We start from the raw sequence: 21,017 nt of genomic DNA on the forward strand, positions 1-21,017 counted from the left end.
TCCAGCTTAAGCAGGGGAACCCGGGAGAATTCGCCAGCCGCAGCGGCTGGGGTAGACTCGCCAGACCCTACATTCTCGCATTCCCGTGCCCCGACGCTACGATTCCGACGACATCGACGATTTCGACGACGACGACCAGCAGGACAACGGCCCGCTGTGGCGGCGCCGGCTGATCACCTGGAGCATGGCTGCGGTCGCGTTGGGATTGGGTTTCCTCATTCCCTATACGCTGTACCTGAACCAGCAGGTGACCCAGCGTTTCGGCGAGCTGCGCTGGCAGATCCCGACGCGCGTCTACGCGCGCCCGCTGGTGCTCACCCCCGGCAAGGCGATGGATGCGTCCACGCTGAAGACCGAGCTGGCCGCCTCCGCCTACCGCGATGACGGCCAGGGCAAGGAGCCGGCCACCTATGCGGTGAACGGCGGGCGCTTCGTCATCTCCAGCCGCGGCTACAACGACGTCGATGGCCGGGTTGCCCCGCGCCGGCTCGAGTTGTCACTGGCCGATGGTGCGGTCGCCTCGCTGCGCGACGCCGACAACCGCAATGCCTTGAAGGCCGCGCGGTTGGACCCGGCCCGCATCGCCACCCTGTACGGCCAGAAGCAGGAAGAACGCCGCCTGATCCGCATGGACGAGGCGCCGGACCTGCTGGTGACCGGCCTGCAGGCGGTGGAGGACAAGGACTTCAACCGCCACCACGGCATCGACCTGTCCGGCATCGCGCGCGCGGTGTGGGTAACCATCCGCTCCGGTGGCCAGAGCCGCCAGGGCGCCTCTACGCTGACCCAGCAGCTGGCCCGCAGCGGCCTGCTCGGCATCGGCAAGGAGCAGACGGTTACCCGCAAATTCAACGAAGTGCTCTACGCGCTGATCATGGAAGCGCGCTACGACAAGCGCACCATCTTCGAGGCCTACCTCAACCAGGTGTACCTGGGCCAGCGTGGCAGCCAGGCCATCCATGGCATGTCCTCTGGCGCCGAGTTCTGGTTCGGTCGCGACCTGCAGTCGCTGGAGACTGAGCAGATCGCGCTGCTGATCGGCCTGGTCAAGGGCCCGTCCTTCTACGACCCGCGGCGCAATCCGGAACGCGCGCTGGATCGCCGCAACTTCGTGCTGGGCAAACTGCACGAAGCCACGCTGATCGATGACGCCGAGTACCAGCGTGCGTTGAAGGCCCCGCTGGGCGTGCCCAAGACGCCGGGCCTGGTTGCCGCCAACCGCTTCCCCGCCTATGTCGATCTGGTCCGCCGCCAACTGGGTCACGACTATCCGGAATCTGCCCTGCAGGGCGCCGGCCTGAGCGTGATGACCGGTATGTCGCCGTCCGCGCAGGCCTATGCCGAAGGCGCGGTGACCCGCACCATCAAGTCGCTGGAGAGCAAGCGTCGCCCCGAACTGCAGGCCGGCATGGTGCTGACCGACGTGCACAACGGTGACGTGCTGGCGGTGATCGGCAGCCGTGAAGTGTCCGAGGTCGGCTTCAACCGTGCGATCGAAGCACAGCGTCCGGTCGGCTCGTTGCTCAAGCCGTTCGTGTACCTGCTCGCGTTGGCGCAGCCGGACCGCTACTCGCTGGCCAGCTGGGTCGACGATTCACCGGTGACCGTGCAGCTCGGCCGCGGCCGCAACTGGAATCCCGGCAATGCCGACAACCGCAGCCACGGCACCGTGCGCCTGATCGACGCGCTGGCGCATTCCTACAACCAGGCCACGGTGCGCGTGGGCATGCAGGTCGGCCCCGAGCGCGTGACCCAGCTGATCCACGTGCTGGCCGGCATCAAGGCCGAGGCGAATCCGGCGGTGATTCTCGGTTCGACCGACCAGAGCCCGTACGCGATGGCCCAGCTGTACCAGTTCCTCGCGTCCGGTGGCGAAATCCAGCCGCTGCATGCGGTGCGTGGCGTGCTCGATCCGCAGGGCAAGCTGCTCAAGCGTTACGACAAGACCCCGGCACCGGCCCAGGAAGGCGACTCGATTGCCGCCAACCTGATCAGTGTCGGCCTGCAGCAGGTGGTTGCCAGCGGCACCGCGCAGCGGCTCAACGCCGATGGCCTCGGCCGCCTGCAGCCGGCCGGCAAGACCGGTACCACCAACGATGGCCGTGACAGCTGGTACGCCGGTTACACCGGCGATCATCTGGCGGTGATCTGGATCGGCAACGACCAGAACGAGCAGGCCGGCCTGTACGGTGCCACCGGTGCGATGCGGGTGTGGTCGGGCATCTTCCAGCGCCTGCCGAGTGCGCCGCTGCGGGTCAGCAACAAGGGCCTGGACTGGCAGTCGGTGGCGCCGACCGGACTCAACAGCACGGATGAAGGCTGTCCGGGCGCGCGTCGTTTCCCGTTCGTGGTGGGCTACGCGCCGGCCTATGCACCGTGTGCGCCGGCGGTGTCGCCGGACGGGCAGGGTGCCGAAGGCGAGGGCGGTGGCTGGCGTAGCTGGTTCGGCCTGGACCGCAAGCCTGAGCCGCCTGCTGAACCTGCTGCGGCGCCCGCCGCCGCCACTCCTCCTCCGAGCCGATGATGCCGATGAACATGCGATCCCTGCTGCAGCCCCTGGCCCTGACCGGCCTCAGCCTGGCCCTGGCCGCCTGCGTCAGCAGCGCACCGCCGGTGGCCAAGCCGCCGGTTGATACCACCACGCCGGCACAGCGCCTGGCTGCGGTGGATGCGGCCGCAGGTCCGGACGACAAGGAGCTGTCGGTGCAGCCGCTGCGTGATTCGCAGGTGGAAGACCTGCGGGTGACCGCACAGACGCAGCGCCAGGCCAACGACCTGGCCGGTGCCGCCAGCAGCCTGGACCACGCGCTGGAAATCGTGGCCGGTGACCCGGCGGTGCTGCAGGAGCGTGCCGAGCTGGCGCTGTTGCAGGGCCAATGGGCACAGGCTGAGACGTTCGCGCGCAAGGCGGTGGATCTGGGCTCGAAGACCGGGCCGCTGTGCCGCCGGCACTGGGCGACGATCGAGCAGTCGCGTCTGGCGCGCGGCGAGAAGGAGAACGCGGTGTCCGCGCATGCGCAGCTGGAAGGCTGCACGGTGCCGGGGATCAAGCGGTACTGAGGTATTCCACTCCATCGGGCGCTGCCCCCTCTGCGGCGCGCGCTCGCACTGATGGATACAGGTGATGGGCCGGGTAGGTGGGGCGTGCAGGACACGCCGTAAACCCATCCTTGGGGGCTCGATGGCGCCATCCATGGCGCCAACGGTCCTGCACGCCCCACCCACCCGGCCCGCTATACATCGCGCGGGCCGCAGGCAAGAACAAAATCAAAATCAAAAGCGGGTCGCGCGCTGCGCGCGCTCGCGGTAATTCGTCCTCTTTTCCCGTTCCCTCAACCGCTTTTGACATCCCAGTCGAGCAAGCTCGACTCTACGAAGCGCGTGCCTCCGTCACCGGGGCACTGTCGAAGGTGGGGGACTGTGGGTTTGCGGGGTGTCCGCGGCATGGATGCCGCGGCCAAGCCCCCAAGGACGGGTTTACGGCGTCCCCGCAAACCCACAGTCCCCTGCCAGCCCTCGGTGCAACCCAGAGCCATGACCGCCGTTGCCGTTGCTGGTGCTCTGGCTCCGGCTTGAAACGGGTGCCGGGCAGCGCCCGGCCGGGTATCCTTTCCCTCTGATGTCCGACCTTGTCCATGCCAGCCGCGAAGCCCTCAGCGACGGCGGCGCGCTCGCCTCGCACCTGGATGCCTTCGTCCCGCGTCCCGCACAGCTGCGCCTGACCGAAGCGATCGCCGACGCGTTGCAGCAGCGTGATCTGTTGCTGGCCGAAGCCGGTACCGGCACCGGCAAGACCTTCGCCTATCTGGTGCCGGTGCTGCTGTCCGGGCTGCGTACCATCATCTCCACCGGCACCCGCGCGCTGCAGGACCAGCTCTACCACCGCGATCTGCCACGGGTGCGTCAAGCACTCGGGGTCGGCCTGCGCAGTGCGCTGCTGAAAGGGCGTGCGAACTACCTGTGCCGCTATCGCCTGCAGCAGGCGCGCGGCGAGCCGCGTTTTTCCAGCCCTGAACAGGCGGCGCAGTTCCAGCGCATCCTGGCCTGGTCCGGTCGCTCGGAGTTCGGTGACATCGCCGAGCTCGACGGGCTGGCCGACGACTCCCCATTGCTGCCGATGGTCACCTCCACCGTCGACAACTGCCTGGGCACCGATTGCCCGTTCTGGGATGACTGCTTCGTGGTGCGCGCGCGGCAACGCGCGCAGGCCGCCGACGTGGTGGTGGTCAACCATCACCTGCTGCTGGCCGATCTGGCGCTGAAGCAGGACGGCTTCGGTGAGCTGTTGCCCGGTGCACAGGCCTTCGTCATCGACGAGGCGCACCAGTTGCCCGAACTGGCCGCGCAGTTCTTCGGCGAGGGTTTTGGCATGCGCCCGTGGCAGGAGCTCGGGCGCGATTGCCTGGCTGAAGCACGCGGTGTGGGCGGCGCGCAGTCGGCGCTGCAGGAACCGGTCGACCAGTTGCAGCAGGCGCTGCTGGCGCTGCGTTCGGCGATGGAGGGACTGCCGCCGCGTGGCACGCAATGGCGCGCGCTGGCGATGCCACAGGTGCGCGACGGATTCGATACGGTGATGGCAGGGTTGGTGACCCTGGAGCAGGCATTGCAGCCGCTGCGCGAAGCGGCGGCGGGTCTGGATGCCTGTCATGCGCGGGCGCGCGAGGCGGTCTCGCGGCTCAGCCGCTGGCTGGGCGATGACGAACCCACTCTCGATTTCGACACCGATCCGTCGGAAGCGAGCAGTGCGGCCGATGTGCTCTGGTACGAGCTTACGCCGCGTGGTTTCCGTTGCCAGCGCACACCGATGGATGTGTCCGGTCCGCTGCGTGAGCATCGCGAGCGCAGCCGTGCCGCGTGGATCTTCACTTCGGCAACGCTGACCGTGGGCGGTGGTTTCGATCACATCGCCACCCGCCTGGGCCTGGACGATCCGCACACGCTGGTGCAGCCAAGCCCGTTCAATTGGCCCGAGCAGGCGCTGTGCTACCTGCCCGAAGGCCTGTCCGATCCGGCGGCGCGCGGGTTTGGCACCGCGCTGATCCAGACCTTGCGGCCGGTGTTGCAGGCCTCGCAGGGCAGGGCCTTCCTGTTGTTCGCCTCGCACCGTGCATTGCGTGAGGCCGCCGAGGCATTGCGCGACGGGCCATGGCCGCTGTTCGTGCAGGGCGAGGCACCGCGCGCGACGCTGCTGCAGCGCTTCCGTGAATCCGGCAATGGCGTGCTGCTCGGCTCGGCCAGTTTCCGCGAGGGCGTGGATGTGGTCGGCGAAGCGCTGAGCGTGGTGATGATCGACAAGCTGCCGTTCGCGGCGCCGGACGATCCGGTGTACGAGGCGCGGCTGGAGGCGATCCGCAGCCAGGGCGGCAATCCGTTCCGCGACGAGCAGTTGCCGCAGGCGGTGATCGCATTGAAGCAGGGTGTCGGCCGCCTGATCCGCAGCGAGAGCGACCGTGGCGTGCTGGTACTGTGCGACCCGCGCCTGCTCAACCGGGGCTATGGCCGGGTCTTCCTCGATTCGCTGCCGCCGTTCCGGCGTACTCGCAGCCTGGCCGATGTGCAGGCCTTCTTTACGCCACAATGGGCGCCCGTGTCCGATGATGCGGCTGCCCCAGTCGCTGTTGCGACCGGCCCTGAGCCGGCGCCCGGTGCCACGTTCCCCCTGTTCTGACCCGATCCGATGAAACTGCTCGCCTTTGAAACCGCCACCGAAGCCTGTTCCGTTGCCCTGCATGTCGATGGGCAGGTGCTGGAACGCTTCGAGATTGCCCCGCGCCGGCACGCCGAACTGAGCCTGCCGTGGGCGGAGGCGCTGCTGGCCGAAGCCGGCATCAGCCGCCGCCAGCTGGACGGCATCGCGCTCAGCCGCGGCCCCGGCGCGTTCACCGGCGTGCGTCTTGCGATCGCGATTGCCCAGGGCATTGCGCTGGCCCTGGACCGTCCGCTGTTGCCGGTCTCGACGCTGCAGGTGCTGGCGTTGCGGGCACCGACGGAAGAAACGCAGATCCTGTCAGCGATCGATGCGCGGATGGGCGAACTCTACGTTGCCCGCTTCGAGCGCGTGGACGGCCTGCCGGTGGCGCGTGATGCCGAGCGCGTATGCGCACCCGCTGCGGTATCGCTGCCGGAAGGGCTGTCCGCCTACGGCGTCGGTACCGGGTTTGGTGCGGCCGAGGGTGCGCTTGTTACGCAGTTGGGCGCTGGCCTGCGCGGCGTTGATGCCACTGCGTTGCCGCGGGCGTCGGACGTGCTGGCACTGGCGGTGCCGGCCTTCGCGCGCGGCGAAGCCATCGCACCGGAGAAGGTCGAGCCGGCGTACCTGCGTGACAACGTGGCACTGACCCTGGTCGAGCAACAGGTCGCGCGCGAGGCGAAGGCGAAGGCCAACGGCTGAGCCCCTCGTGGCGGGGTTGGTTGATCGCGTAAATCAAAAGCCGCGCTTGGCCGGGCGGGGTGGGTTCGCGGGGGACGCCGTGAACCCCGCTCCGCGGTCCGGCCCAGCCGCTGGCGGCTGTGCGTTCGGGCGCTTGCGAAGCCGTGCTTCGCAAGCAAAGCGCCCTCACCCCTGGGGGCTTAGCCGCGCCATCCATGGCGCGGATACCCCCGCGAACCCACCCCGCCCGACCTCTGACAGTTTCCGTGTGCGTCCGCCACGGAAAATCAAAGTCAAAAGCGGATCGTTTCGCTCGCATCCACGCATAGCGTGGATGTGTGTCGACCAAGGTCGACACCTACCAACAGCGGAGCGGGACGCGATGCGCCGGGATCTGTCAGAGGTGGGGCGGGGTGGCTGGGCAGGACCGTTGGCGCCATGGATGGCGCCATCGAGCCCCCAAGGATGGGTTTACGGCGTGTCCTGCCCAGCCACCCCGCCACACCAAATCCACAGTCCAACCGCCGCCTTTGACGTTGACGTTGACGTTGACGTTCAGCGGGTCCCGGGCCGCAGGCCCGGGCAACAAACCCTACCGGTCGTCGTGCAGGGTGCCGCCCGGCAGGAACACCCACGTGCGGGTGACCTGCAGGATATCGATCTCATCTTCGGTCTTCGGCAGCGGCGGGAACGGCTGCGCCAGCTTCACCACCCGCAGAGCCGCCTCATCCAGCAACGGCGTCCCGCTCGAACGCAGGATCCGGCTGCTTTCCACGCTGCCATCGCGGCGCACACCCACGCTGATCACCACCTGGCCACCCAGGCGGCGCTGCCGGGCCTCGTCCGGGTAGTTCAGGTTGCCGACGCGCTCGGCGCGATCGACCCAGGCACGCAGGTAGTTGGCATAGGCATATTCGCGCGTGCTGGCCGACACGAACTTGCGGTTTGGGCGCTTGGCGTACTGCGCCGAGCGCAGATGGACTTCAGCGGCCAGGCGGGCCATTTCCACATCGCGCTGCTCGCGCGCGCTCAGCGGCGCGTCCGGTTCGGGCTGATCCGGCGTGGGCCGGGACTGTGCCTGCGCGACCACCTCTTCGCCATTGCGGCTGCTGACCACCCGCGCCTGCGGCGGCGGAACCGGTGCGGCCGATTGCTGCTGCTGCGGAATCGGGCTGATTCCGGACTGGGCCTGCGGCACGATGCCGGCCTGGTTGTCACGCGGACGCTGTGCGCGGTCGTGTTCGCCACCGCCTTCCTGGTTGGCTGCGGCCAGGAAATCAGCCTGCTTCGGCGTCAGTGCGGTGCGGGTCTGGCTGAAGATCACTTCCAGCGTCGGCACCAGCGGCGCATCGCCCTTCACGGCGAAGCCCACGCCCAGGATCAGCAGGGCGTGGACCAGCACCGACAACGCGATGGTCGCCCCCAGCCGTTGCGCTTCGCGCGGCGGCGGGGGCAGTACGGCAGGTGCGGCAGACATCAGCGCAGGCCGGCCTCGAGTGCGTCGAACAGGGTGCCAGCGATGTTCAGGCCGTACTGTGCGTCCAGTTCGCGCACGCAGGTCGGGCTGGTCACGTTGACCTCGGTCAGGTAATCACCGATCACGTCCAGGCCGACGAAGCGCATGCCGCGACGCTTCATCTCCGGCCCGACCTGGGCGGCGATCCAGCGGTCGCGCTCGCTCAGCGGGCGGCCTTCGCCGCGGCCACCGGCGGCGAGGTTGCCGCGGAATTCATCACCCTGCGGGATGCGCGCCAGGCAGTAGTCGACGGGTTCGCCATCGACCAGCAGGATGCGCTTGTCGCCGGCGGTGATGTCGGGGATGAACTTCTGTGCCAGCGCCATCCTGTGGCCGCCGTCGGTCAGGGTTTCCAGGATCACATTCAGGTTCGGATCGCCCTTGCCGCTGCGGAAGATCGAGCGGCCGCCCATGCCATCCAGCGGCTTCAGAACCGCCTGGCCGTGTTCCAGGGCAAAGGCCTTCAGCGCCTTGGCGTCGCGGCTGACCAGGGTCGGCGGGCAGCACTGCGGGAACAGCAGGGCGGCCAGCTTCTCGTTGTAGTCGCGCAGGCCCTGCGGGTTGTTGACCACGCAGGCACCGGCAGCGGCGGCCACGTCCAGCACCTGGGTGTCGTAGATGTACTCGGCGTCGACCGGCGGGTCCTTGCGCATCAGCACGATCTGGCCGGGACCGAACTCGGTACGGCTGAACGCACCCAGCTCATACCAGCCGGCCGGGTCGTCGCGCACCTGCAGCGGTGCGGTCTGGGCCACCGCCACGCCACCTTCCAGGGCCAACCCGCCCGGGCGCACGTAGTGCAGGGCATGGCCGCGGCGCTGGGCTTCCAGCAACATGGCGAAGGTGGTGTCCTTGGCGATCTTGATGTGGGCGATGGGGTCCATCACCACGATGATGTTCAACGGCATGGGCGCACCTGTCTGGCAAGGCGTTGATGGTAGCGGCAACGTCGGTCGCGCGCCTCCCCGCCGTACTGCAACGCAGCGTCCGCCCGGCGGTCGCGCACGCATTGCGAAACCCGTCACGTTCAGGAGGGTGCCATGCCCCGCGCCATGGGGCGGCCTTGAAGCGGGCGCGGAAAGTGCGATATAGATACGCTTTCGTAGCGGCCCCCGCCAGAGATCGGGCCGTGCGCTTGGGGATAGGCAATGACTGAAAACACGACTGCGGGCGGGGAACTCGCAGGACTCCGGGTGATGGTCATCGATGATTCGAAGACCATCCGCAGGACTGCGGAAACGCTGCTCAAGCGCGAAGGCTGCGAGGTGGTCACCGCCACCGACGGCTTCGAAGCGCTTGCGAAGATCGCAGACCAGCAACCGCAGATCATCTTCGTCGACATCATGATGCCGCGCCTGGACGGCTACCAGACCTGTGCGCTGATCAAGGGCAACCAGCTGTTCAAGGCGACCCCGGTCATCATGCTGTCGTCCAAGGATGGCCTGTTCGACAAGGCGCGGGGACGCATCGTCGGCTCGGAGCAGTACCTGACGAAGCCTTTCACGCGTGAAGAACTGCTGGGTGCCATCCGCACATACGTCAACGCCTGACCAGGGGGGAAAGGCACAATGGCTCGTATCGTTCTGATCGAGGATTCACCGACCGACCGCGCGGTGTTCACCCAGTGGCTGCGCCGTGCCGGCCATGAGGTGCTGGAAGCGGACAACGCCGAGGATGGACTGCAGCTGGTCCGCGACCAGGTGCCGCAGCTGGTACTGATGGACGTGGTCCTGCCCGGCATGAGCGGCTTCCAGGCCACCCGCGCGATGGCCCGTGACGCAGCGATCAAGCACATCCCGGTGATCATCGTCAGCACCAAGGCGATGGAAACCGACAAGGCATGGGGCCTGCGCCAGGGCGCAGCCGATTACATCGTCAAGCCGCCGCGCGAGGATGAACTGATCGCGCGGATCAACGAACTGGTGGCCTGATGCGCTCGCCCTTCGACATTCTCGAAGCCTACGAACGGCGCAGCCTGGCCCATGCGGTGCAGCTGCCCGAACGGCAGTTCGCCCAGGACCTCTGGCGTGGCGTGGGCTACCGCGTCGGCCAGCGCCGGCTGGTGTCCGATTTCCGCGAAGTGGTGGAAATCGTGCCGATGCCGCCGGTCACCCCGGTGCCGTGCGCGCAGCCGTGGCTGCTGGGCGTGGGCAACCTGCGCGGCAACCTGTTCCCGGTGGTCGACCTGAAGTACTTCCTGGAAGGCACGCGTACCGTGCAGCAGGAAGGCCAGCGCGTGCTGATCATGCGCCAGGCCGGCGGCGACGTCGCGCTGACCATCGATGAACTGTTCGGCCAGCGCAGCTTCGAACTGGACCAGCAGATCGCGGCCGGCACGCTGGCCGAAGGACGTTACGGCCACTTCGTCGATCGCGCCTTCCACGCCGACGGCCACGACTGGGGCGTGTTCTCGCTCTCGCTGCTGTCGCGTACCCCTGAATTCCGGCAAGCCGCGGCCTGAGGCCGGGCATCGCCCCCTGCATTGAAGATCGAGGTTGAACGATGAGTACTGCTTCGGACGCCACCAAGACCGGCAAGCTGCGGCTGGGCGGCAGCAACCTCTGGTTGTTCCTGCTGCTGGCATCGATGATCCTGTTCGGCGTCAACACCGGCGTCGCCACCTGGCAGGGCAGTCGCCTGGCCGATGCCGGCTCCAAGGCGGCCGACCTGCAGGTGCTGTCACAGCAGCTGGCCAACCAGGGCCGTGATGCGGTGGGCGGCAACGCGCAGGCGTTCACCGCCTTCAAGGCCACCCGCAACGCGATCGAACAGAACGTGTCGACCCTGCAGGGGCGCTACGGCAAGGAACCGGGCGTGTCCGGTGCGATCGCCACCCTGGCCGAGACCTGGGCGCCGCTGGGCAAGCAGGCCGGGCAGCTGGTCGCCAGCGAGCCCGCCGTGCTGGCGCTGGCCGGCAATGCCAACAACTTCACCGGCGCGGTGCCGGGCCTGCAGGCCCAGCTGAACGAGCTGGTGCGCGCGATGTCCGCCTCGGGCGCGCCGTCGTCGCAGGTGTACAGCGCACTGCAGCAGGTCGTGGTGGCCGGTTCGATGGCCCGCCGCGTGACCGAAATGCGTGCCGGTGGCAGCGCCGCTGCCACCTCGGGCGATGCACTGGCACGCGACATTACCGTGTTCTCGCAGGTGCTCGACGGCCTGCGCAACGGCAACGAGGAACTGGGCATCACCGCCGTGCGCGGTGCCGCCGCCGTGGCCGCGCTGGAGCAGTCGCAGCAGAAGTGGGAGGCAATGAAGCAGGACGCCGATGCGATCCTGGCCAGCTCGCGCCAGCTGTTCGCCGCCCAGTCCGCCGCCACCGCGCTGGGCCAGGGCTCGGCGCACATGCTGGACGACAGCCGCAAGCTGTTCGAGGCGTTCTCCTCGTTCGGTTCGGTGTCCGATACCCGCCTGTTCCCGAACTTCTGGATCGGCGTGGTGTCCGGTGCGCTGTCGCTGATCGCGATCATCGGCTTCGTCTCCACCAACGTGCGCAGCCGCTCGCGCGAGCAGGAACTGCGTTACCAGACCCAGGTGGAATTCAACAGCCGCAACCAGCAGGCGATCATGCGGCTGCTGGACGAAATCTCCTCGCTGGGTGAGGGCGACCTGACCGTGAAGGCCTCGGTGACCGAGGACATGACCGGCGCCATCGCCGACGCGATCAACTACGCGGTGGACGAGCTGCGCCACCTGGTGACCACCATCAACGACACCTCGGCCAAGGTCGCGCTGTCCACCCAGGAAACCCAGGCCACCGCCATGCAGCTGGCAGAGGCGGCGGGCCATCAGGCCAACCAGATCACCTCGGCCTCGGACCGCATCGGTGAAATCGCGGCGAGCATCGAACAGGTGTCGCGCAACTCGGCCGAGTCGGCCGACGTGGCACAGCGCTCGGTGGTGATCGCTGCCGAAGGTGCCGGCGTGGTGCGCGAGACCATCCAGGGCATGGACCAGATCCGTGACCAGATCCAGGAAACCTCCAAGCGCATCAAGCGCCTGGGCGAGTCGTCGCAGGAAATCGGCTCGATCGTGGAACTGATCAACGACATTTCCGAGCAGACCAACATCCTGGCATTGAACGCGGCGGTGCAGGCGGCTTCGGCCGGTGAAGCGGGCCGCGGTTTCGCGGTCGTGGCCGACGAAGTGCAGCGCCTGGCAGAACGCACTTCGGGCGCAACCCGACGCATCGAGAACCTGGTCCAGGCCATTCAGGCCGATACCAACGAAGCGGTCACCTCGATGGAACAGACCACCGCCGAAGTGGTGTCCGGTGCACGCCTGGCCGAGGACGCCGGCACCGCACTGACCGAAATCGAGCGCGTGTCCAATGCACTGAACACCCTCATCAAGAACATCTCCATCGCCGCCCAGCAGCAGTCGGCTGCGGCCTCGGACATCACCCGCACCATGGGCGTGATCCGGCAGATCACCGGCCAGACCTCGCAGGGTGCCGGGCAGACCGCCGAATCGATCGGTCACCTCGCGCAGCTGGCGGCCGACCTGCGTCGTTCGGTCGCCGACTTCAAGCTGCCGGCGTGACGCGGGCAGGGCGGCGAGCAAGGAACCAGTCGATGAAGCATTTCCATTCCCCACGCCAGAACTCGCGCGGCTTCCGCGCGGCGGCGAACGGAGCGCGTCCATGAGCAGTCTGCGCGATGCGATGAGCCACGCAGCGCTGGGCTGGGTCAAGCCCGAGCTGGACGAGACCCTGCGCCAGGTGCGCAACGAGGTCGAGTACTACGCGGAAGACCCGGCCGATGCCAGCCGCATGCGCATCTGCGCCGGCTACCTGCACCAGGTGCAGGGCACCCTGCGCATGGTCGAGCTGTACGCCCCGGCGATGGTGGCCGAGGAGCTGGAACAGCTGGCCAATGCCATCGGCGCCGGTAGCGTGGCTGATCGGGATGAAGCCTGCGCGACCCTGATGCGCGGCAGCGTGCTGCTGCCCGATTACCTGGAGCGCCTGCAGAACGGCCACCGCGACATTCCGATCGTGCTGATGCCGCTGCTCAACGAAATCCGTGCCGCGCGTGGCGAAGAGGGCGTGCATGACAGCGTGCTGCTGGCGTTCGCGCCGGACAGCGTCAGCGCCACCGAGGCCGAGCTGGACCATGCCCGGGGCAGCCTGAGCGGGCGCAACCGCGAGCTGCTGGATACCGTGGGCAGCGCGGTGAAGGAAGAACTGCTGCGCATCAAGGATGCGCTGGACCTGCACCTGCGTACCGGTGGTGCACCGGAGCAGCTGCAGACCCAGGCCAACGAGCTCGGCGCGGTGGCCGATACGCTGGGCATGATGGGCCTGGGCGTGGCCCGTGGCGTGGTCGTGCAGCAGCGCGACGCGCTGCGTGGCGTGGTCGAGGGTCGCCAGCAGATCGATGAGAACCTGCTGCTGGATATCGCCGGCGCACTGCTGTACGTGGATGCCTCGCTGGACGACCAGGTGGCCCATCTGGGCGCCGGTGGCAGTGGCGAGGACGATCCGAGCGCGGTCGAGAACCGGCGCACCGTGGAAGTGCTGGCGCATGAAGCCATCGCCAACTTCGCGGCGGCCCGTGAGCATTTCGTCGCTTTCATTGAAACCAGCTGGAACCATGCCGAGCTGCAGGACGTGCCGCGCCTGCTGGGCGATGTGTCCGGTGCGCTGCGCATGCTCGACCTGAACACCGCCGCCGATTACCTGCGCGGTGTGCAGCAGTACATCGAAGCCGAGCTGATCGGTCGCCAGCGCGTGCCCAGTGGCCGCCAGCTGGACACCCTGGCCGATGCCATGGCCAGCCTGGAGTACTACCTCGAGGCTCTGCGCGACCGCCGCCCGGGCCGCGAGGACATCCTCGACATCACCCGCAGCAGCCTTGAAGCGCTGCGCTATTGGCCGTTGCCGGACCGCAATGCGGTGGCGCCTGTTGCCGCCGCGCCGATTCCGTTCGCATCGCTGCTGGTGGACCGCGAGCCGATCGCGCTGCAGGCCGAGCCGCTGCAGCCGGAGCCCATCGAGATTCCGGTGCAGCCGGCCGCGCCCGCCGCCGGCACGGTGCCGGTGCCGCTGCCGGACTTCACCTTCGATCCGCCACCGGCCGCGCCTGCACCGGAGGTGGTGGACAACCGCCTGATGTTCGGGGCGCTGGGGAGTGTCGCCTCCACACCGCTGTCGCTGCATGACGACGCGGATGCACCGCTGGTCTTCGCCGCGTCCAGCGCGCCTGCGCCCGAGGTACCGCAATGGGATCTCGCACCGTTCCATCCGGACTCCGAGCCGACCGCGAGTGCCGAAGACGAGCGCAGTCCGACCTTCGCCAGCTTCGACCCGGTCAGTTTCGAACGGGCCGAAACCAGCGTGGAACCGGCGCCGCAGTGGACACTGTCGGAGGCAACACCGCCGGCATTGGCCGATGTGGCTGTGATGGATGTCGAGGACGACGTCGACGCGTCGGTGCCCTTCGACACCGCTGATGTTGCCGCGCCCGTGTTCGACCCGGTGGCTGCCGAGCACGATGTGGTCGCCGCCGGTGACGACGTGGTGTTCCGTTTCGACGCCGATGCGCTGGACAATGCCGACGACGTGCTGTCGCTGCACGCGATGGAGACGCTGTCGCTGGACGACGACGCCGGATTGCACCCGGCGCTGGAGATCGTCGATCCCGCTGCATCCGTGCGGGTGGACGAAAGCCCTGTGGTTGCCGAAGCGGACGCGGTTCCGGCGGATGTGCAGGAGGACGTGCCCGCGCCGATGGCCGAGGTGCTGACGCCGGTCTCCGATGCACCCGCACCGGCGGTGTCGGTGATTGATATCGACACCATCGCGCCGATCGACTTCAGCGAAGCCGACGCGCAGTTCTTCGCCGAGCTGAGCGCCGCGGCGGCCGATTTCAATCCGCAGGCCATGGCGGCTCCGCCCGCTGCGGACATCCCGGTCGTGGCCGGCACCGAGACCGGCTTCGAGGCAGGCTTCGACGACGATGCCGAGAACATCGACGAGGACATCCGCGAGGTGTTCCTGGAAGAGTTCGACGACGAGCTGGCCAACCTGGGCACGCTGCTGCCGGCATGGCGCATGCAGCTGGACAACATGGACCGGCTGCGGCCGATCCGCCGCATCTTCCACACCCTCAAGGGCAGTGGCCGCCTGGTGGGTGCACGCACCCTGGGCGAGTTCGCCTGGAAGATCGAAGGCATGCTCAATCGCGTGCTCGATGGCAGTCGCCCGGCGACTCCGGCGGTGCTGGCGATGGTCGACAACGCCCATGCCGCGCTGCCGCAGCTGAACGCCGCGCTGCGCCATGGCCAGCGCATCAGCGTGGACCTGCAGGCGATGCAGGCCATTGCCGATCGGGTCGGTGCTGGCGAGGAGACCTTCTACGTGCCGTTGCCGGCTGCGGCCGCACCGGCAGCGACACTGGCCGAGTCCGAAGGCGAAGACGAAATCAGCCGCCTGCTGGAAGCCGAGGCCGCTGCGTCGGCGCAGGCCGATGCCACGGCGGTGGCGGAAGACGCCGGTACCCCGGCCAACATCGACAGCGTACTGCGCGAGATCCTTGAGGCCGAGGTCGAAGTCCACCAGGCGACCCTGCAGGAATGGCTGCGTTCGGCGCAGCAGGCACCGCAGCCGGTCAGCGACGCACTGCTGCGTGCGGTGCACACCATGAACGGCGCCTTCGCGATGACCGAAGTGCCGGAAATCACGGCGGTCACCGGCGGTGCCGAGTCCTACATCAAGCGCGCACTGGCCGCCGACGTGGTGCCTGGCGACGAGGGCGTAGCCGCACTGGATGCGACCGCGCAGGCGATCACCGCGACCATGGAGGCGCTGCAGGCCGAACAGCCGCGGATTGTTCCGCAGGGCGCGTTGGTGCAGCGGCTGCAGGCATTGGCCGGCGAGCTGCCGGAAGCGCGCTGGCCGCTGTTCGCGCTGGAAGACGAGGACGAAGAGGGCGTCGAGCTGGCGCCTGATGCCGAGCAGGCATCCGCGGCCGAAGCGCCGCTGGCCGGGCTGGACACGCTGGACGAAACCAGCATGCCGTCCGCTTTCGATGCGGCGACCGATTTCATTGCCGAGCCGCAGTCGCATGCCGAAGATGCGCTGGAACCGGTTCCAGCTGCAACCGGGCTGGAGGCGCTGGACGTCGCAGCCGACAGCGGCCTGGACGTGGGTGAGCTGACCGCCAGCGACGATCTTTCGCGTTACTTCGACGCCGGCTGGCCGTCGGTGCCGGGCGAAGGTGAACCTGCCGCGGCGGACACCGGCGCGATTGAATCGATCCAGCCGATTGAAAGTGCGCCTGATGTTGCCCAGGACGAATCAGATGCCGTGCCGGCGATCGCGACGGTCGACGACGCTGACCTGACCATGGCGGACGATCTGTCGCCGTACCTCGACGCCAGTGCGCTGCCGGTGGATGACCGCGACGCGGAAGAGTTGCCGGTGTCTGCGGAAGTTGACGCGATCGACCTGAATACGCCGTTGCCGTTTGATTCGGGCAGTGACGATGACAACGTCATTGATGACGCTGCTGCACTGCCACTCGACAGCGAGCTGTCGAGCCTGCAGGATGAAATGGCTGTGCCGGGTTTTGCAGAACCGGTCACGCTGGCAGCCGCGCTCGAGGCCGGCCTGCACGTGATCGAGGAGGAGCAGACCCTGGACGACGACGGGCAATGGCCCGTGATCGGCCTCCAGGCCAGCGAACTCGCGCCGGGTGAGGCAGATGCCTTTGCCGAGGATGCGGACGTCGGCGGGGAGGCGGCGGTCGGTGAAGGAGAGAGCGCCGATCAGCCGTCCCCGGCGACGGTGATTGAGGAGATCACCGCAGAGGCGCCGCAGGGCGGCACTGCTGCGGTGCGCTTCTTCGAAATGGAAGACGCACCGGGCCAGGGCACGGTCGATACCGATGCCCAGGTTGCAGCGACCGACATCGTGCCGCATGCGCCGCACCACGAGCAGGCACCTGTTGCGGCGGATGCCGAGGACGGCGCCGATGCACTCGACTTCAGCGTGTACGACCGCGAGCTGGTCGATATCTTTGTCGAGGAAGGCAAGGACCTGCTCGACCACTGCGATGGCCTGATCAGCGAACTGCGCGATGCACCGCAGGACCGCGAGGTGCTGGCCGGCCTGCAGCGTGATCTGCACACCCTGAAGGGTGGCGCACGCATGGCTGGCATCAATGCCATCGGCGATCTTGGCCACAGCATCGAATCGCTGCTGGAGGCGGTGGCCGCTGGCCGTACCGAGATCGAACGTCGCGACGTGCAGCTGCTGGAGCGTGGCTTTGACCGCCTGCACCAGCTGCTCACCCGCACCGGCGCGCACCGCGTGGTGGAGCCGGCGCAGGATCTGGTCGAAGCCTTCGAGGTCCGCACGACCATCGATATCGCCGCAGCCGCTGCGGCCGCGCGTGCGGCCAGCGAGATCGAGACCGTGCCCGCACAGGCTGCGGGCCCGCTGGCGACCCCGATCGAAGCGCCGCTGTCGGCTCCGCTTCCGGCCGAGGGCGTGGTCGATGAAGATCCGCTGGCGCGTCCGCAGCAGGAGCAGGTGCGCGTGCGTGCCGACCTGCTCGACCGCCTGGTCAACCATGCCGGTGAAGTGGCGATCTACCGCTCGCGGCTTGAACAGCAGCTGGGTGCCTTCCGTGGTGCCATGGGCGAACTGGAGCGCACCAATGCGCGACTGCGCGACCAGCTGCGGCGACTCGACCTGGAAACCGAGGCGCAGATCGTCGCCCGCTACCAGCGCGAACAGGACCAGGCCGACCAGAAGTTCGATCCGCTGGAGCTGGACCGCTTCTCCACCCTGCAGCAGCTCAGCCGTGCGCTGAACGAGTCGGCGGCCGACCTGGGTGGCCTGCAGGGCGTGCTGGACGATCTGTCGCGCCAGTACGATTCGCTGCTGCAGCAACAGTCGCGCGTCAGCTCCGAGCTGCAGGATGGCCTGATGCGCGCGCGCATGGTGCCGTTCGATGGCCTGGTGCCGCGCCTGCGCCGCGTGGTCCGCCAGTCCGGCATGGATACCGGCAAGCAGGTCCACCTGACCCTGGAAGGAACCCACGGCGAACTGGACCGCAACGTCCTCGACCGCATGGTCGCGCCGCTGGAACACATGCTGCGCAACTCCGTGGCCCATGGCCTGGAAGCGCCGGAACAGCGCCGCGCCGCCGGCAAGCCGGAGGAGGGCGAGATCGCCATCCGCCTGCACCGCGAAGGTTCGGAAATCGTGCTGGAAGTGGCCGATGACGGTGCTGGCCTGGACCGCGAGGCGATCCGCCGCCGCGCCATCGACCGTGGCCTGCTGGCCGCCGATGCGCAGCCGAACGAGCAGGAGCTGGACAACCTGATCTTCGCGTCCGGCTTCACCACCGCCGACCAGGTCAGCCAGCTGGCTGGTCGTGGCGTGGGCATGGACGTGGTGCGCAACGAAGTGCGCCAGCTCGGTGGCTCGGTCGACATCCAGTCGGTGCGGGGCCAGGGCGTACGCTTCACCCTGCGCCTGCCGCAGACGCTGGCCGTCACCCAGGCGGTGTTCGTGCAGATCGGCGAAACCACCTTCGCGGTGCCGGTGGCCTCGGTCAGTGGTATCGGCCGCCTGTCGCGCGAGCGTTTCGAAGCCGCCGACAGCAGCTACCGTTACAGCGGCGAAGACTATCCGCTGTACGACCTCGGCAGCCTGGTCGGGCAGGCCCCGGCGCGTGCCGATGGCCAGGACCAGGTGCCGCTGCTGCTGGTCCGTGCCGGTGATCTGCGTGCCGCCGTGGCGATCGACCAGGTGCTGGGCAACCGCGAAATCGTGGTCAAGCCGGTCGGCCTGCAGATCGCGTCGGTGCCGGGCATCTACGGCGCGACCATCACCGGCGATGGCCGCGTGGTGGTGATCCTGGACGTGGCGCCGCTGGTGCGCCGCTTCCTCGCCAACCCGACGCTGCCTGTGCTGGCCAACGCACCGCGCCAGGAGCGCCAGGTGCCGCTGGTGATGGTGGTCGACGACTCGCTGACGATGCGCAAGGTCACCGGCCGCATCCTCGAACGCCACAACTTCGAGGTCAGCGTCGCCCGCGACGGCGTGGAAGCGCTGGAACGCCTGGAAGAGCGCGTGCCGGACCTGATGCTGCTGGATATCGAGATGCCGCGCATGGATGGCTACGAGCTCGCCACCGCGATGCGTGCCGACCCGCGCTACAGGGACGTGCCGATCGTGATGATCACTTCGCGCAGCGGTGACAAGCACCGCCAGCGCGCCTTCGAGATCGGTGTCCAGCGTTACCTGGGCAAGCCGTACCAGGAACTGGACCTGATGCGTAACGTGTACGACCTGCTGGGGATCGCCCGTGTCCGTGAGTGAAACCCAAGCGGCTCCGGCCGTGGCCCTGCTGGCCCGTCCCGGCGCGGCGCGTGAGCGCCTGCGTGAGGCGTTGGCGCACGCCGATGTGCAGCTGGTGCTGGAAGATGATCCCAACACGCTGGAGGCGCGGGTCCTGCAGGAGGCGCGCCCACAGTTCGTGGTGATCGCGCTGGAAGCCGCCATCGAGGACGCCTTGGAGCGCCTGGAAGCGGTGCTGTCCGCACCGGGTCTGACCCTGGTCTTCGACGAGGCCGAACTGGCCGCGCGCCGTGATGGCTGGGAGGCTCAGCGCTGGGGCCGTCATCTGTCCGCCAAGCTGCATGGCCACCAGCAGGTGTTGCCGCCGGGGGCCGAAGAAGAACCCAGCCTGCAGTTGGAGCCGGGCCACCCGGCACCGCCACCGGCGCCGCAGGAAGGAGCGCTGCAGCCGCACCTGGAGCAGGCATTGAGCTGGGCCGACGAGGTCCCCGCTGACACTCTGTACTCGCCGCCTGCGCAGCTGCACGAACCGATCGCGCTGGAACAGGCACTGGCCGCGCTGCAGCCGATCGTGTCGGAGCCGCTGCAGGCACCGGCACTGCCGTCGCTGGCTGAGCCCGTTGCTGCAGCACCGCCGCTACCGCCGGTCTCCTTCGACCACACCGCCTGGTCGCTGGTCGAGGACGAGGCCGATGCCTCGGCAACCGGCCCGCACCACGCTGCCGTGGAGGCTCCGCTGCCTTCCTTCGATACCGGTCATCTGAGCCTGGTCGATCTGGATGCCGCAGCGCCCGTGGGCGCACGGGCCGGATCGCTGCTGGTGCTGGCCGGCATCGGTGGCCCGGATGCGCTGCGTCGCCTGCTCGGCGCGCTGCCGCCTTCGCTGAGCGTGCCCGTCCTGGTGCACATGCGCCTGGATGGCGGGCGCTACGGCAACCTGGTCAAGCAGATGGCACGCGTGTCGCCGTTGCCGGTGCAGCTGGCTGAAGCCGGCCAGCGTGCAACTCCGGGTGAAGTGCACGTGCTGGCCGATGACATCGGCGTGCAGGCAGCCAGTGACGGCCTGCATTTCGTCAGCGACGCGCAGGGCATTGCGATTGCCGCGCTGCCAGCTGACCACACCGCGCTGGTCCTGCTCAGCGGCGCTGACCTTGCGCATGTTGGTCCGGCGCTGGATCTGGCCGCCGCCGGTGCATGGGTGGCCGGGCAGGTGGGCGAGGGCTGCTACGACCCGGCTGCAGCCACGGCGGTGGTTGCTGCCGGCATGGTGGCCGGTGAACCGCAGGAACTGGCGCAGGCGATTGCCGCGCGCTGGGGTGAGCAGGACGACAACGGAGAAGCACCATGAGCTATGCCAGCAATGACGAAATCCGTGGCGTCCTGATCCAGGCCGGCAACGCGCGCGTGCTGCTGCCCAATGCCACCGTGGCCGAAATGATGTCGCGCGTGCCGGTGCAGCCGGTCTCCGATGCGCCGCGCTGGCTGGTCGGCAAGATCGGCTGGCATGGCTGGCAGGTGCCGCTGGTGTCGTTCGCACGTCTTTCGGGACTGGGCGAAGAAGCCGTGGGCGGCCACAACAAGGTGGTGGTGCTGAAGGCCCTCAGCGGCAACGCGCAACGCCCGTACTACGCCCTGCTGACGCAGAACTTCCCGCAGCTGATTTCGGTGCCGCGCGACGGCCTGCTGGCTGACGCCTCGGAAGAAACCCTGCCGGACATCGTGCACATGCGTGTGCTGCTGGGCGAGCAGAGCGCGCTGCTGCCGAACCTGGACGCGCTGGAAGCCGCCCTGGATTCGCTGGCGGCCTGATCGGACATCCG

The 21,017-nt window shown here is 68.3% G+C and carries 13 protein-coding genes; 11 read left to right on the plus strand and 2 right to left on the minus strand.

Going from position 1 to position 21,017, the window contains the following annotated elements:
• The first annotated feature begins 85 nt into the window (after positions 1-85).
• From mrcB to tsaB, 4 genes are all read left to right on the plus strand, one after another.
• Entirely contained in the window at positions 86-2,524 is a 2,439-nt protein-coding gene (gene mrcB / locus V3B48_RS04385; RefSeq protein WP_329893273.1) for a penicillin-binding protein 1B, read from the plus strand.
• Positions 2,521-3,060: a hypothetical protein gene (locus V3B48_RS04390; RefSeq protein WP_080355139.1), complete on the plus strand. Its 540-nt coding sequence runs from the start codon at positions 2,521-2,523 to the stop codon at positions 3,058-3,060. The genes mrcB and V3B48_RS04390 overlap by 4 nt, the downstream gene beginning before the upstream one ends.
• Positions 3,061-3,619: 559 nt before the next feature.
• Positions 3,620-5,668: an ATP-dependent DNA helicase gene (locus V3B48_RS04395; RefSeq protein WP_329893274.1), complete on the plus strand. Its 2,049-nt coding sequence runs from the start codon at positions 3,620-3,622 to the stop codon at positions 5,666-5,668.
• A 9-nt stretch (positions 5,669-5,677) separates the two neighbouring features.
• Entirely contained in the window at positions 5,678-6,391 is a 714-nt protein-coding gene (gene tsaB / locus V3B48_RS04400; protein WP_329893275.1) for a tRNA (adenosine(37)-N6)-threonylcarbamoyltransferase complex dimerization subunit type 1 TsaB, read from the plus strand.
• 571 nt (positions 6,392-6,962) lie between these two features.
• Here the strand turns inward: tsaB and V3B48_RS04405 are convergent.
• Entirely contained in the window at positions 6,963-7,847 is an 885-nt protein-coding gene (locus tag V3B48_RS04405) for an energy transducer TonB (protein ID WP_125895864.1), read from the minus strand.
• Positions 7,847-8,794, minus strand: coding sequence for a glutathione synthase (gshB, locus tag V3B48_RS04410; protein WP_329893276.1), 948 nt, complete (start codon positions 8,792-8,794; stop codon positions 7,847-7,849). The genes V3B48_RS04405 and gshB overlap by 1 nt, the downstream gene beginning before the upstream one ends.
• 240 nt (positions 8,795-9,034) lie before the next feature.
• On the opposite strand from gshB, the gene pilG reads away from it, so the two are divergent.
• The 7 genes from pilG to V3B48_RS04445 all read left to right on the plus strand — a co-directional run bounded on the left by pilG (position 9,035) and on the right by V3B48_RS04445 (position 21,006).
• Positions 9,035-9,436: a twitching motility response regulator PilG gene (gene pilG / locus V3B48_RS04415; RefSeq protein ID WP_005418455.1), complete on the plus strand. Its 402-nt coding sequence runs from the start codon at positions 9,035-9,037 to the stop codon at positions 9,434-9,436.
• Positions 9,437-9,454: 18 nt separating this feature from the next.
• Entirely contained in the window at positions 9,455-9,817 is a 363-nt protein-coding gene (locus tag V3B48_RS04420; protein WP_005410717.1) for a response regulator, read from the plus strand.
• Entirely contained in the window at positions 9,817-10,347 is a 531-nt protein-coding gene (locus tag V3B48_RS04425) for a chemotaxis protein CheW (protein ID WP_005410716.1), read from the plus strand. Before V3B48_RS04420 ends, V3B48_RS04425 begins: the two co-directional genes overlap by 1 nt.
• 41 nt (positions 10,348-10,388) lie before the next feature.
• On the plus strand, positions 10,389-12,425 hold the full coding sequence (locus V3B48_RS04430) for a methyl-accepting chemotaxis protein (protein WP_032130100.1): 2,037 nt from the start codon (positions 10,389-10,391) through the stop codon (positions 12,423-12,425).
• A 100-nt stretch (positions 12,426-12,525) separates the two neighbouring features.
• Positions 12,526-19,218, plus strand: coding sequence for an Hpt domain-containing protein (locus V3B48_RS04435; protein ID WP_329893277.1), 6,693 nt, complete (start codon positions 12,526-12,528; stop codon positions 19,216-19,218).
• On the plus strand, positions 19,205-20,545 hold the full coding sequence (locus V3B48_RS04440; RefSeq protein ID WP_329893278.1) for a chemotaxis protein CheB: 1,341 nt from the start codon (positions 19,205-19,207) through the stop codon (positions 20,543-20,545). The genes V3B48_RS04435 and V3B48_RS04440 overlap by 14 nt, the downstream gene beginning before the upstream one ends.
• Positions 20,542-21,006 (plus strand): chemotaxis protein CheW, encoded by a 465-nt coding sequence (locus V3B48_RS04445; RefSeq protein ID WP_049400402.1) that lies wholly within the window; start codon positions 20,542-20,544, stop codon positions 21,004-21,006. The genes V3B48_RS04440 and V3B48_RS04445 overlap by 4 nt, the downstream gene beginning before the upstream one ends.
• Positions 21,007-21,017 lie beyond the last annotated feature (11 nt).

It is taken from the genome of Stenotrophomonas sp. SMYL20 (genome assembly GCF_036320045.1).
Lineage (GTDB): Bacteria > Pseudomonadota > Gammaproteobacteria > Xanthomonadales > Xanthomonadaceae > Stenotrophomonas > Stenotrophomonas maltophilia_A.